The sequence below is a fragment of the Flavobacterium crocinum genome (assembly GCF_003122385.1).
Taxonomy (GTDB): domain Bacteria; phylum Bacteroidota; class Bacteroidia; order Flavobacteriales; family Flavobacteriaceae; genus Flavobacterium; species Flavobacterium crocinum.
In genome coordinates, this window is sequence record NZ_CP029255.1 from 1,071,951 (window position 1) to 1,085,630 (window position 13,680).

Consider the following 13,680-nt stretch of genomic DNA (forward strand, 5'->3'; position numbering starts at 1 on the left):
TCATCTTTTGTTACTTCTGTCTTATCCCCTAAGGGGCATTAGCGAATAAAACAATTTGTTTTTTATAACATTTATTTTCAAAGTCTCTCTTAGCTCTAAGGGAGATTTATTTCTCTATTAATTCTCCACTTTCACAATGGCCATTTTGCCGTTGTATGGTTTATTTCCTTTTGCCTCTAATGCTTTTGTTGCTTCTTGTAAACCATCATACTTCTCGTAATAGATATAATATTTACTTGTTGCTACATTATAAAAGAAATTAATGTCCGTACGTCCCGCAGCCACTGCTTTAGTTAAGAACTCATCTCGTTTCTCTACACTACTGTGAACTGCAACAATTAAATAATAGCCGTTATCAGAGTTTTTAATATTCTTAATAATCTGCATGTTTGACTGCTCTTCCCCAAAATCAAAATCATTTGCTGTCAATGGTGTATTACTTAATTTCGTTGTTTCTTTAATACGTTTAAGAGCGGCAACATCCTGTGCATATCTTCCCTGATCATTTTCATAAGCCGCACGTTTAATTCTACGTTTACGCTCAATTTCAGTCTCTGTTTTAATACGCTCTAAATCGGCAATTAAAGCAGCGCCTTCTCTTTCCATTTGTAATTGAGCCGCTTTCAGTTCGTTTATCTTATCCAGATATGCTTTGTTTAACGGATCGTTTTTAGGGAACTTTTTAAGTCTGTCATTATACAGAGCCGTTAATCTGTCAATCTCATTCTTCATGCTCTTATTTGCATCAGCAATCTGAAGTTTTAAAGCTTCAATCTGACTGTTTTCTGCTGCTACACTCTTGAATGGTTTTGGCTCTCTGTAAATTCCTCTTTCACTTAAATCATTCTCTTCTTTTAAATCATTCAAATCTTTTTGTTTATTAGCAACTGTTGCTTTGAATTGATTTAATAAATCACTTTGAATTTTACTAGTATTTTCAACAGACTGCGTTAAGCTTTCAATCGCTTTTCCTGTATCATCTTTTGCTTTTGCTGCAAGTGCTGCTGCCTCTGCATCGGCCTTCGCTTTTTCTGCTGCTAATTGCGCCTGACGATCCTCCTCTTCTTTCAGCCTTCTTGTCTCTTCTTCAGCTCTTAATTTTTCCGTTGCTTCTGCATCTGCTTTCGCTTTTGCATCGGCCAGTAATTTAGCTTGTAAAGCAGCCATATCAGCTTTAGCTTTTGCGTCTGCCGCTAATTTTGCCTGAAGTGCCTCTGCATCTGCCTTAGCTTTTGCGTCTGCAGCCAATTTAGCCTGACGGGCTTCTTCATCTAATTTTGCTTTGGCTTCAGCAGCTTGTTTTGCTTTTAGAGCTTCTGCATCCGCTTTGGCTTTTGCATCCGCTGCCAATTTAGCCTGACGAGCTTCTTCTTCTAATCTTGCTTTTTCTTCAGCTGCTTGTTTTGCCTGTAATGCTGCTGCATCCGCTTTCGCTTTTGTTTCGGCTGCTAATCTTGCTTTTTCAGCTTCTGCATCGGTTTTCGCTTTTGCGTCTGCTGCTAATTTAGCCTGACGTGCATCTTCCTCTTCCTGTAATTTTTTCGCTTCTGCTTCTGCTTTCGCTTTTGCAGTAGCTTCTGCATCAGCTTTAACTTTTGCATCGGCTAGTAATTTAGCTTGTAAAGCAACCATATCTGCCTTTGCTTTTGCATCTGCTGCTAATTTCGCTTCAAGAGCTTCCGCATCTGCTTTGGCTTTGGCATCGGCTGCTAATTTTGCCTGACGAGCTTCTTCCTCTACTCTTGCTTTTTCGTCCGCTGCTTGTTTTATCCTCAATGCTTCTGCGTCTGCTTTCGCTTTGGCCTCAGCAGCTAATCTTGCTTTTTCAGCTTCTGCATCTGCCTTAGCTTTTGCATCTGCTGCTAATTTAGCCTGACGTGCATCTTCTTCTACTCTTGCTTTTTCGTCAGCTGCTTGTTTTATTCTTAGTGCTTCTGCGTCGGCTTTTGCTTTTGCTTCGGCTGCTAATCTTGTTTTTTCAGCTTCTGCGTCTGCTTTGGCTTTAACTTCTGCTGCTTGTTTCGCTTTTAATGCCTCAGCATCGGCTTTCGCTTTTGCGTCTGCGGCTAATTTAGCCTGACGAGCATCTTCTGCTTCTTGTAATTTTTTCGCTTCTGCTTCCGCTTTGGCTTTTGCAGTTGCTTCTGCATCGGCTTTAACTCTGGCATCAGCAATTAATTTAGCCTGTAAAGCTTCCATATCTGCTTTTGCTTTGGCATCGGCTGCTAATTTGGCTTTCTCTGCTTCTGCATCTGCTTTTGTTTTCGCTTCTGCTGCCAGTCTCGCTTTTTCAGCTTCTGCGTCTGCTTTAGCTTTATTATCTGCTTCTAATTTAGCTTTAGCTGCAGCTTCTGAATCTGCTTTTGCTTTAGCATCTGCAACCAATTTTGCTTGAAGCGCTTCTGCATCTGCTTTAGCTTTTGCTTCAGCTGCTAATTGAGCCTGTCGAGCCTCTTCTGCTTGTTTCAGTTTTAATGCTTCTGCATCTGATTTGGCTTTTGCTTCAGCAGCAATAAGTGCCTGTCTTGCTTCCTCATCAGCTTTAACTTTTGCTTCAGCAGCCAGCTTTTCTTTTAATGCAGCTTCTTCCGCAGCTTTGGCTTTGGCGTCTGCTGCCAGTTTAGCTTTATTTGCAGCATCAATAGAAGATTTAGTTTTAGCTTCTGCTGCTGCCTTCGCTTTAGCTTCTGCTGCTAATCTTGCTTGTAATGCATCTGAATCTGCTTTTGCTTTAGCATCGGCTGCCAGAATTGATTGCATATCTGCCGCCTCTGCTTTTGCTTTTGCATCTGCTTTACGTTTTGCTTCTGCAGCATCAGCTTTTGCCTGATTATCTGCAATTAGTTTTAGTCTGCGTTCCTCCGCATCAGCCTTAGTTTTTTCTGCTGCTGCCAATCTTGCTTGTCTAGCAGCTTCTGCATCGGCTTTTGCTTTTTCAGCCGCGGCTAATCTAGCCTTCGCTGCAGCTTCAGAATTTGCTCTTGCTCTTTCTACTGCAAGCTGTGCCGCCGTTTTTTGCTGCGTTGGTGTTGCTGCAGCTGCAGCTGCAGCTTTTGCTTTTGCAGCCTCTGCATCGGCTTTAGCTTTATCTGCTGTCGCTAGTTTTGCCTGTAAAGCTTCTGCGTCAGCCTTAGCTTTTGCATCAGCAGCTAATTTTATTTTTAATGCTTCTGCATCTGCCTGTGCTTTATCTGCCGCTAACTGCTCAGGTGTTTTCTGTTCAGCCACTTCAGATTTATTTGCAGCTGCTTTTGCTCTTGCAGCTGCCGCAGCATCTACTCTGGCTTTATTATCAGCAGCAAGTTTTATTCTACGTTGCTCTGCATCTGCTCTTGCTTTATCAGCGGCTAGCTGTGCTTGTGTTTTTTGTGTTTCAGCAACAGCTCTGTTTGCTGCAGCAGTTTGTGCTCTCGCTGCAGCTGCGGCATCTGCCTTTGCTTTTGCCTCTGCTGCTAGTTTTATTTTGATAGCTTCGGCATCGGCCTTAGCTTTATTATCTGCTTCTAGTTTAGCTTTTGCTTTCGCTTCGGCATCTGCTTTTGCTTTAGTATCTGCTTCTAGTTTGGCTTTCGCTTTTGCCTCTGCATCTGCCTTCACTTTTTCTGCAGCTGCAAGTCTTGCTTGTTTCGCTTCAGCATCTGCTTGTGCTTTTGCTTCGGCAGCCAATCTGTTCTTTTCAGCTATTTCAGCTCTGTTAACCTGAGTTGCCTCTGATTTTGGCTTAGCCGGAACTGGTTTTGGTTTAGAAGGGTCAATAATCGATCCTTCATCGTCATCACCATAATAATAACTTCTGTTTTTAAATTTATAGGCAATTGCAAACTCATGTGATCCTCCCAGATTGGAGAAATTGCCCATTCCCCTTTCATAATTATATTCTATAGCAATACTTGGAGTAATATTAATTCCAAGTCCTGCTGAAACTCCATAGAGTGTGTTATATCCTGCCTGAGCCCACACTCCTTGTTGAAGAGTCAGCATTCCTAAACCGGAAATAACGGTTTTATCTTTTTTAATCTCTGTTCTTACAATACCAGAGAATTTACTTCTGTCAAAAAAACCATAACTGTCAATATATCCGGTGTACATTGCATGCAACTGGATGGCTCTTTCCGGATCATCTTTTACCATTCCTGATCCGAAATTGTAAAGCACTAAATTGTTAATTGCTAATCCGAAATCTAAAAATTCTGTACCGTAATTAATTCCCGGATTTACTGTTAGCAACGTGCTTTTTGGAAAATCTCCCTGACCGATTGTAGCATCATCTGAAATGATTTTACCTGTATTTAAACCACTTTGATAAACTCCAACATTTAATCCAAAAGTCAAATTACTGTCCTGTTCTAAAACAATGTTGTGAGCAAAGTTTCCAATGGCTCCAAATACTGTCATTAATCCATAATTCTGCTGAAAAAGACCTGCCGAAAATGCTTCATTTTCTCTAAAACGGCCTGAATAGTTGAACAAATAAGTCTGTGGTGCATTATCAAATTGTACCCATTGTCTTTTGTTATAAAAGCTTACATAGGGATTCGATTCACGAACAAAACTGAATGTTGGATTAATTATATATCTGTTAAACTTTAAAGAATTTCTGATAGGTAATGAAAACGAAACAACTCCATCCTCAGAAGCAGTCTGAGCATAGAGTACATTTGATAAACCGTAAAATAAAGTGATGAATAGTAGGATTTTCTTCATATTATTTTATAACCGTTATTGATCCTTTTTTCTCACCTGCATCGCCTTTAATAACATAGTAATAAACCGGATTTACATTTTTAAAATCTATATTGCTTTGAGGCCAATCGCCTTGATAATTCATAACATCGAGTACTTTATCTCCGTTTGAACTTATAATAATGACTTGGGTGCTTGCATTTTTGTATTCATCAGGAATGTTCCAGTAGGGGTTCATTCCGCTTAATTTTATAATATTCGGAATAACACTTGATGGTCCGGAATCTCCGTTTATTCGGAATGAAAATTCTCTGCTTGCAGTACAACCTGATATTTGAGAAATTTTCACTTTATAATTACCTTTTACTGTAATTAAATAAGAACTTCCCGTTTCACCAGAAATTAGATTATCATTTAAATACCACTCATAAGTTGGAGTTTGAGCATCAGTAGTAACAGACACATTTAATGTTTCTCCTTCGCTTAACTTGTAACCATCCTGAGCATCGATACTAGCTTCAAAACCGTTACTTTGAAGATTAATACTTCCAGTAGCACTACATCCTCCAAAATCTACTTCAACAGAATAAACACCAGACTCATTTGTAGAATAGGTTCTATTGGTAGCTCCGTTAATAACATTGCCATCTTTTTTCCATTGATATTTGTTTCCAGATGTAGCCGTTAAAACTGTGCCTGTACCACTTGCACAAAATGGATTTCCTAGGCTAGAACTAATTGTTACTGCATTACCTGAAGACGAGTTTCCAACAGTAACCTGATTAGAACTAAAATTGGGATCAGTACATGAACCATAATCAACTGTCGCATAATAATCTCCTGCTGTATTTACTGTTAAGGTTTTTCCACTTTGTCCTGTTATAGCGATCTTATCTTTATACCAAATATACTTTAGGTTTGGATTGTTTAAAGGAGACGTTGCTCCTCCGTCTATTGATAAAGTAAGACTTGAACCAGAACAAATTGTAGCAGTGTTTTCTTTATTATTTATTGAGAATGTTTCTTCGTACTCTTTGAAATAAGCTGGAAAAGATGTAGCTCCTGCAGAATTTCTAAATCTGGTACTTGCATAAGTTTGAGAACTTTTAATTCTTAAACCATAATTATCAGAACCTACAAGATTTACCGGTACTGCAAATTTTATAGTTTTTTGCGTAGCCGATAAATCTATAGTCTGTAATAAAGTTGTAGCAATTGGATTATTAGCTGCATCTAAAAGTTCTACAGTAAATGTAGTTCCTGCAGGAAAATTGGCATAACTAAAAGTTGCAAAAAATTCATTAAAAGAGTTACCCGCACAAAGTTTCTCTAAACCATCTAATTGTTGAGGAACTATCGTTTGAGCATAAGAATTTGATCTAGCAAAAAATAGAATGCTAAATAAAATTAAAACTTTAAAAAAAGATAAAGTAATTTTTTGAATCATATAGTGCGTGTTCTGGCTAAGTCTATACGCTCAAAAAACAAAATATCTATGAATGTTTCTGAAAAGTCATATTTATAGTTTTCGATGATATCTTTTGCAAGAATCGAAGTTGCTGTAAGAGATGAATCTTCTTTACAATCGTTTGATACTGTATTGGGTTCAGCCGCAATAGTAAGGCTATCCTTGGGGGTGGACATCCTTACTATTAACTGATTAAAATTGTCTGAACTGCTGTTTTCAACTACAGCATTATTAGTTTTATTTTGGTCAATATCAGCCAACGTTGCACAACTATCAGAACAAACAGCCATTGTAGGTTTCCCTGCTGTATTCTGTGCATGTAGTGTTAACGAAATAGGCGAAACCAAAAATATTATATATAAAAAATATTTTTTCGTAGATACCATTATGTTTTGATCTTTATTTGGGTCCGTACAAGACGATACATAAATTGTGTCTGGGGACTTTATTAATAAAATTTACGCGTGGAAATAAAAATCGAAATCTATTTATCTATTGCCGCTTGAAGCCGTGATTTTTCCTAATTGTAATCTGTAATCCGGCTTTTTTGGATTTGCGATATCAATGAATGTTTCATTGTTACTGCTTTGAGAATAAACGTTAAAGAATACGCTATTTCCATACCAGCTCTCTAAATCTTCATTGTTAGAATTGTACTCTGTAAAGATGTTTCCGTTACATAAGTTAAAGTACATTTCTTCGAATTTGATTTTTTTAAGATTCGCATCGTTGATCTCAATTTTACTGTCTAATAAAACAGCAGGATTAAATCCAGAGATTACACTACGCTTTAATTCAAGAGAAGCTGTTTCTGCAACATAAACACATTCTTTTACTAATCCTGCCTGGATATCAGCTTTAATGTTTTCACTGTCATTAAGCATAGTAATGTTTGTAGCAGCTACAAGAGTTTGTTTTTTTGTAAAGTCTGTTTCGTTCTTTTTCTCATAAGATTTCACCTCCATACAACGAGATCCGTCTTTGTTACTTGATAAGTAAGAAGATCTAACAGCTAAAGAGTTGAATAAACGACATTGAACACCTTGTGTAAATTTGAAGTCGTCGTTAATAGATTTATAAGAAACTAATTTAGATGCATTCACATCGCCACCAAAGAAAGCAAATGAGTCACCTCCGGAGAAGCTTACCATTACATTGTCGATAACTGTTTTGCTACCAACTCCAGCAATAGTTAAACCGTTGAAAGTATCAGCACCTTTAACTTTTTTACCCGCAAATTCGATTCTAACGAATCTTAAAATTCCAGAGTTTGAAGCTACGTTATCTCCACCATAAGTAGTAAGTGTTGGATCTAAATCAAGGTTATAAGAACCTACGTTTCCAAATTTATTAATTGGTGCATCACCAAGGATTACTACTCCACCCCAGTCTCCAGCTTTTTTCATGCTGCGGTTTGAAGTAAATACAATCGGGTCTGTTTCTAAACCATCTGCAATAATCTGAGCACCTTTTGTAACTACCAATGTTCCTTTTGTTTCGAAATCACCAATAATTAAAGTTCCAGGTTCAATTGTTAAAACAGCATTGTTTGTAACATATACGTTTCCTTGCAAAACGTAGATATTTCTTTTCAGCAATTTAGTATTAACAGAAATGTTTCCTGCTAAAATTTGGTTTGCTTCTCCATAGTCCACTTTGTTAGGCTTAAATTCGGTCCAATTATTTAACCAATTGTTGTAGCCCATAATTCCTTTCTCTTGTTGAGCACTCATACTCGTAACCGTCAAAAGAACGCAGATTAATTGAGTAATTTTTTTCATGATTAGGGGGTATTAGGGTTAATAATAAATTTGGGTATGCGTAAATGAAAAAACTCCTCCCGAACTTTCTGAAATTTTCAGAACCCTCGAGAATGAGTCTTTTTTTATTTTGTTTTTCAAAAGCATTCCACTTAGATTTTATCCATCTACGTAAAGACTTCGAAAAAGGTTTTAAAAAAAATTAATCAATATTACATTTCGTTCAAATCGTTGAACTCGTGTAATGATTTCAATGTACTTTCGTAAAATAAAATAGCAGCAATTAGATTTCCTTTATCAGAGTAAGGCATCATTTTTCTTTGGAATTCTACAGTTGTATCCAAAAATGTTGATGTACCAACTGCCTGCGCATCTAATACTTTTTTGTGTTCGTTATCGTCCGGAATACCAAGATCGGCCATAGTAACTCCAGGTTTTGTAACCAAAGCAATGTAAGGAAGAGTTTTTACCAGAACTTTAATACGCTCAATGTATAACTCCAGAAGTTCCCCTTTTTGCATACCACTCAATTCTTTTTGATCATGGTATTTACGAATAAGAGCTGTTGTGCTAATAATACTTCTTGGCGCGTTTTTAGCCTGTGCCGAAACGGCTGCAGTTGTTAAAATAAAAAGTGCACTTAGTAGAGTAATTTTCCCTTTCATAGATTCTTATTTATAATTGGTTGTTGATAAAAACAAAAATATAGAAATTAACTTAAATTACAACTCGAATGATTTTTTTTTTCAAAAAAAAACCTTAAAAAAACCTTAAAAATCAGTCTTATGTCGAGAAAATGTGCGTTTTAACGGGCTTTTTGTTAAAATAGTTAAAATCAAAACCGTAAGATTACAGCTATAAAAAAGGCATTTTCTTTCTTTTAAATAATCAAAAAAAACTTACGTTTATCGGTTTTCTCAAAAAAATATTAACAAAAACATCTCGATATCTACTCATCTTGAGGTATTTATTAACAAAATTATTCTCGATAACGACAAAAAAAAATCTTAAAGAGCACTTTAAATTTTAAAAATATCAGTATCAAATAATCTTTCTCCCGAAAATTTTTGACTATATCATTTTCTTCTATCTTTGCCCTATGCAATTTTCTCAAATTTTAGGTCAAGATTATATCAAAAGCCACTTGATAAAAAGTGCTGCTTCTGGTAGAATTCCACATGCACAATTATTTGTTGGTCCGGAAGGAAGCGGTACATTAATAACTGCCATTGCTTATGCCCAGTATATTTTATGCGGTAATACCGGTGATGAAAATTCGAACGGAAATGATTCCTGTAATCTAAAGTTTGACAACATATCGCATCCCGATCTGCATTTTATTTATCCGACCGTGACCACCGAAGATGTTAAGACAAAACCAAAAAGTTTAGATTTTATACAGGACTGGCGCAGTTTTATTCAGGAAATGCCCTACGGAGGTTTATTCGACTGGTACAAAATTCTGGGTGTTCAAAACAAACAGGGAGAAATTCGTGTCGAAGATGCTCAGGAAGTTTTAAAATCGCTTTCGTTGAAATCGTATGAAGGCGGTTATAAAATCATGATTATCTGGATGGCTGATAAAATGAATATTGCCGCTTCTAATAAACTTTTAAAACTTCTCGAAGAACCATCGGATAAAACCATGTTTATTCTGATTTCTGAAAATGAAGAAGATATTATACAAACCATACGTTCCCGTTGTCAGGTAATTCATTTTAATGCACTTCCTGAAAAAGTGGTAACAGAAGCTTTGGTTACACGCGAAAATATTGATTCTAATTTAGCCAAAAAAATCGCGCATCAGGCACAGGGTAATTTTAACAAAGCATTGCATTTGTTAAAAGAAGACGATGATGAATTTCCGTTTGAACAATGGTTTGTCAATTGGGTTCGTGCTGCTTTTAGAGCAAAAGGAAATGCTGCGGCCATTCAGGATTTAATTTCCTGGAGCGAACAAATTGCTGCACTGGGACGCGAAAGCCAGAAAAAATTTATTCAGTATTGTATCGAAATGTTCCGTCAGGCTCTCATGCTAAATTATCAGGCTCCGGATTTGGTTTACATTGAACCAAAAGTAGATAAATTTAAACTGGAAAATTTTGCTCCTTTCGTCAATGGAAATAATATTCATGAAATATTCAAGGAACTTTCAGATGCTATGTATCACATTGAGAGAAACGGAAATGCAAAAATAATCCTAACCGATTTATCAATCAAACTGACTCGTTTAATTCATAAAAAATAGATTTCAAATGAACAATGTTGCCTCAATCTTAATTTTAGCTTTTTTAGCTTTAACATTTTTACAGTCAGGTTACGAAAAAATATTTTACTGGAATGATAATGTTGCCTGGCTTAAAGAACATTTTTCTAAAACGAGATTAAAAAATCATGTACCACTGGCATTAGCGCATCTTTTAATTGTGGAATTAATTTCCGGAATTTTATGTGTTGTTGGAGGCATCCAGTTGTTCACAAATAATGGTCGTGAATTTGGTTTTTACGGAGCTATATTTTCATGCATCTCTTTGTTAATGATGCTTTTTGGACAGAGATTAGCAAAAGATTACGATGGTGCGAGAACCATTGTGATTTATTTCATACCAGCCGTAATGGCTGTTTATTGGTTGAATTAAACCAATCTAAAAGTTTAAAAAATAAGCCACAGATTACAGAGATTTAAAGGATTAAAAAATCTGTGGAAATCTGTGAAATCTGTGGCAAAAATAAAAATTGTTCGCTTTAGCGAACAGCAAATAAATTTATTATTCAAAAAAATGAATCCAAAACATCCTTCAGAATCTCTGACTATTTTAACTGATTTAGTTTTACCGAGCGAAACTAATCCTTTAAACAATCTTTTTGGTGGCGAATTATTAGCCCGTATGGATCGTGCCGCAAGTATTGCTGCCCGCAGACATTCACGCCGAATTGTAGTTACGGCTTCTGTAAATCACGTTGCTTTTAACAGAGCCATTTCGCTTGGAAGTGTTGTAACAGTCGAAGCAAAAGTTTCAAGATCTTTTAAAAGTTCTATGGAAGTTTTTATCGACGTTTGGGTAGAAGACCGTGAATCCGGAAACAGAACAAAAGCAAATGAAGCTATTTATACTTTTGTAGCTGTTGATGACACCGGAAGACCTGTTGAAGTACCACCAATTGTACCGGAAACCGAATTAGAAATTCAACGTTTTGATGCTGCCCTGCGCCGTAAACAATTAAGTTTATTACTGGCCGGAAAAATAAAACCGGCAGATGCAACAGAATTAAAGGCTTTATTTTTATAGTTCAAATTTGTGACAATTTGGAACAATCAAACTTCCAAAAAAGAATTAATTTTACAAATTCGAAATCTAACGTGTAAATTAAATAAAGAATTTTCTTATTTTTATCCGGAAAGACAAATAACAATTTAAGATATATAGAAAAATGAGTTCAGACAAAGAAGCCAAATTAAAAGCGTTACAGTTAACACTTGATAAACTTGATAAAACCTACGGAAAAGGAACCGTAATGAAAATGGGCGACAGAGCCATTGTGGAGGTAGAAACGATTTCTTCAGGTTCACTTGGTGTTGATTTAGCTCTTGGAGTTAATGGTTATCCAAAAGGAAGAATTATTGAAATATATGGTCCGGAATCTTCAGGAAAAACCACTCTGACACTTCATGCTATTGCAGAAGCTCAAAAAGCCGGAGGTATCGCAGCTTTTATTGATGCAGAGCACGCTTTTGACAGAAACTATGCTGAAAAATTAAATGTTGATATTGAGAATCTTATCATTTCTCAGCCAGACAACGGAGAACAGGCTTTGGAAATTGCAGAAAACTTAATTCGCTCCGGAGCTATAGACATTGTTGTTATTGACTCTGTTGCAGCCTTGACTCCAAAAAGTGAAATCGAAGGTGAAATGGGAGATTCTAAAATGGGACTTCACGCACGTTTGATGTCTCAGGCATTAAGAAAACTTACAGGAACTATCAGTAAAACAAATTGTACGGTATTCTTTATCAACCAGCTTCGTGAAAAAATTGGTGTTATGTTCGGAAATCCTGAAACGACAACCGGAGGTAATGCACTTAAATTTTATGCATCTGTACGTCTAGACATTCGTCGTTCTGCTCAGATTAAAGATGGTGAAAACGTAATTGGTAACAGAACTAAAGTTAAAATCGTAAAAAATAAAGTGGCACCGCCTTTTAAAACAGCTGAATTCGACATTATGTACGGAGAAGGAGTTTCTAAAACCGGTGAAATCTTAGACTTAGCTGTTGAATTTGACATCGTTAAAAAAGCTGGATCATGGTTCAGTTATGGCGATACTAAATTAGGACAAGGTCGTGACGCTGTTAAAGCTTTGATTAAAGATAATCCAGAACTTGCAGAAGAACTGGAAGTAAAAATTAAAGAACATATCAAAGAATTAGCAGACGCTTAATTCATTTCGATAAATCAAAATATATTGATTTTGAGTCCGATAGATTATAAAATTCTATCGGACTTTTTATTTTTTTGAAAATAAATAATTACTGACGCAACCTTTCCAGTTAATGATCATCTTATAAAAAACAGGTCTTCGAAATTGATATGCCATATATCAGTTTGGATTTTTTTTTTAGAATTTACATTGGTTGGTTATTTGAACTAAAATCCGTTAGTTATTGGGTACTAACGGATTTTTTATTTTTTTTAATCTTTTGACGCAACCTTTTTCATTTTTTTTTATCTATAATAATGTGACGTTAACTTGAGTTATGACTAAACTCTTTATTATCAACCATTAATATTTTTAACCATGAAAGAAAAAATAGAATTGTTGTACAATAAAAACCGAAGAAAAACCAAATTGAAATTTAAAAAAGTATTGCGTTTTATTTCCGAAAAGATAATTCACAGATAATAACTTTTGAATAAAAATAGGGGGTTTTTAATTCAAAGAAAAGCCGGTAGATTTTAAAAATCTACCAGCTTTTGTGTTTTATAAATTTTTGAACTAATTTATTTTTGAAACTCCAATAATCCATTGTAAATCAAATTCCTAACCTGATCTCTTAATTCCTTTCTGTGATCAATCGTTAAATCTTTGGTTTCGATGAATGGAAGAATTCTGGCTCTCATTTTCCCAGGACTTCCGCTCAAAAAGGTATATGAAAAACGTTCTTTGTTGTCCGGAAAAATAATTGGGACAATTGGAATCTGATGATCTATTGCCAGTCTGAAAGCGCCGTCTTTAAATTCATCCAGCAAAATACTTTCGTCATCCGGAACACCTCCTTCGGGAAAAATGCAAATACTTAAACCCTGATTTAATCGGCTTTGAGCTCTTTTGAAAACTTCATTTTTGCTTTTTGAAGAGTTTCTGTCAACCAGAATACAGGTTCTTTTATAGAAAAATCCAAAAAGCGGAATCTTTACCAATTCCTTTTTTCCAACAAAAACAAACGGATTTTTAATTAAGGCCAACATAAGCATAATATCGGTCATTGAGGTATGATTGGCCACAATCATATAACTTTTGCCTTTAATAAGCTTCTGTTCGCGTTTTACGGTGTAATAAAACCCCATTCCGAAAAGAATAAATTTAGCCCAAATTCGTGCCATTTTAAAAAAATAGGGATATCCTTTTTCAGAAAGAATAGAAACTACCAGAAAAGGGAACATAATGAGTATTGGAATCGCCATCAAGACGTAAAACCAAACTCTCCAAAGAATCCAAAAAGCAATTTTAAATATTTTCATAGCTTCAAATGTAATAAAACGGAAATGA

At 35.8% G+C, this 13,680-nt stretch carries 10 protein-coding genes; 4 read left to right on the forward strand and 6 right to left on the reverse strand.

What is annotated here, in order from left to right; genetic code table 11:
* Positions 1-117: 117 nt before the first annotated feature.
* The 5 genes from HYN56_RS04950 to HYN56_RS04970 form a co-directional block, all read right to left on the reverse strand.
* Positions 118-4,704 carry a PorP/SprF family type IX secretion system membrane protein gene (locus HYN56_RS04950; RefSeq protein ID WP_109191167.1) on the reverse strand — a complete coding sequence of 1,529 codons (4,587 nt, stop codon included), beginning with the start codon at positions 4,702-4,704 and terminating at the stop codon, positions 118-120.
* Position 4,705: 1 nt separating this feature from the next.
* Positions 4,706-6,130, reverse strand: a complete 1,425-nt coding sequence (sprC, locus tag HYN56_RS04955) for a gliding motility protein SprC (protein WP_109191168.1) — start codon at positions 6,128-6,130, stop codon at positions 4,706-4,708.
* A complete protein-coding gene (locus tag HYN56_RS04960) occupies positions 6,127-6,537 on the reverse strand; it encodes a hypothetical protein (protein ID WP_109191169.1) in 411 nt (136 codons plus the stop codon). The genes sprC and HYN56_RS04960 overlap by 4 nt, the downstream gene beginning before the upstream one ends.
* Positions 6,538-6,639: 102 nt before the next feature.
* On the reverse strand, positions 6,640-7,932 hold the full coding sequence (locus HYN56_RS04965; RefSeq protein WP_109191170.1) for a hypothetical protein: 1,293 nt from the start codon (positions 7,930-7,932) through the stop codon (positions 6,640-6,642).
* A gap of 191 nt (positions 7,933-8,123) precedes the next feature.
* On the reverse strand, positions 8,124-8,576 hold the full coding sequence (locus HYN56_RS04970) for a hypothetical protein (protein WP_057115433.1): 453 nt from the start codon (positions 8,574-8,576) through the stop codon (positions 8,124-8,126).
* A 434-nt stretch (positions 8,577-9,010) separates the two neighbouring features.
* On the opposite strand from HYN56_RS04970, the gene HYN56_RS04975 reads away from it, so the two are divergent.
* The 4 genes from HYN56_RS04975 (at position 9,011) to recA (ending at position 12,351) form a co-directional block, all read left to right on the forward strand.
* A complete protein-coding gene (locus tag HYN56_RS04975; RefSeq protein ID WP_109191171.1) occupies positions 9,011-10,159 on the forward strand; it encodes a DNA polymerase III subunit in 1,149 nt (382 codons plus the stop codon).
* Positions 10,160-10,166: 7 nt separating this feature from the next.
* Complete coding sequence (locus HYN56_RS04980; protein WP_109191172.1) at positions 10,167-10,550, forward strand: DoxX family protein; 384 nt, start codon at positions 10,167-10,169, stop codon at positions 10,548-10,550.
* 141 nt (positions 10,551-10,691) lie between these two features.
* A complete protein-coding gene (locus HYN56_RS04985; protein WP_109194728.1) occupies positions 10,692-11,201 on the forward strand; it encodes an acyl-CoA thioesterase in 510 nt (169 codons plus the stop codon).
* A 142-nt stretch (positions 11,202-11,343) separates the two neighbouring features.
* On the forward strand, positions 11,344-12,351 hold the full coding sequence (gene recA / locus HYN56_RS04990; protein ID WP_091490052.1) for a recombinase RecA: 1,008 nt from the start codon (positions 11,344-11,346) through the stop codon (positions 12,349-12,351).
* A 560-nt stretch (positions 12,352-12,911) separates the two neighbouring features.
* Here recA and HYN56_RS04995 read toward each other — a convergent pair.
* Positions 12,912-13,652, reverse strand: a complete 741-nt coding sequence (locus tag HYN56_RS04995) for a lysophospholipid acyltransferase family protein (protein WP_109191173.1) — start codon at positions 13,650-13,652, stop codon at positions 12,912-12,914.
* Positions 13,653-13,680 lie beyond the last annotated feature (28 nt).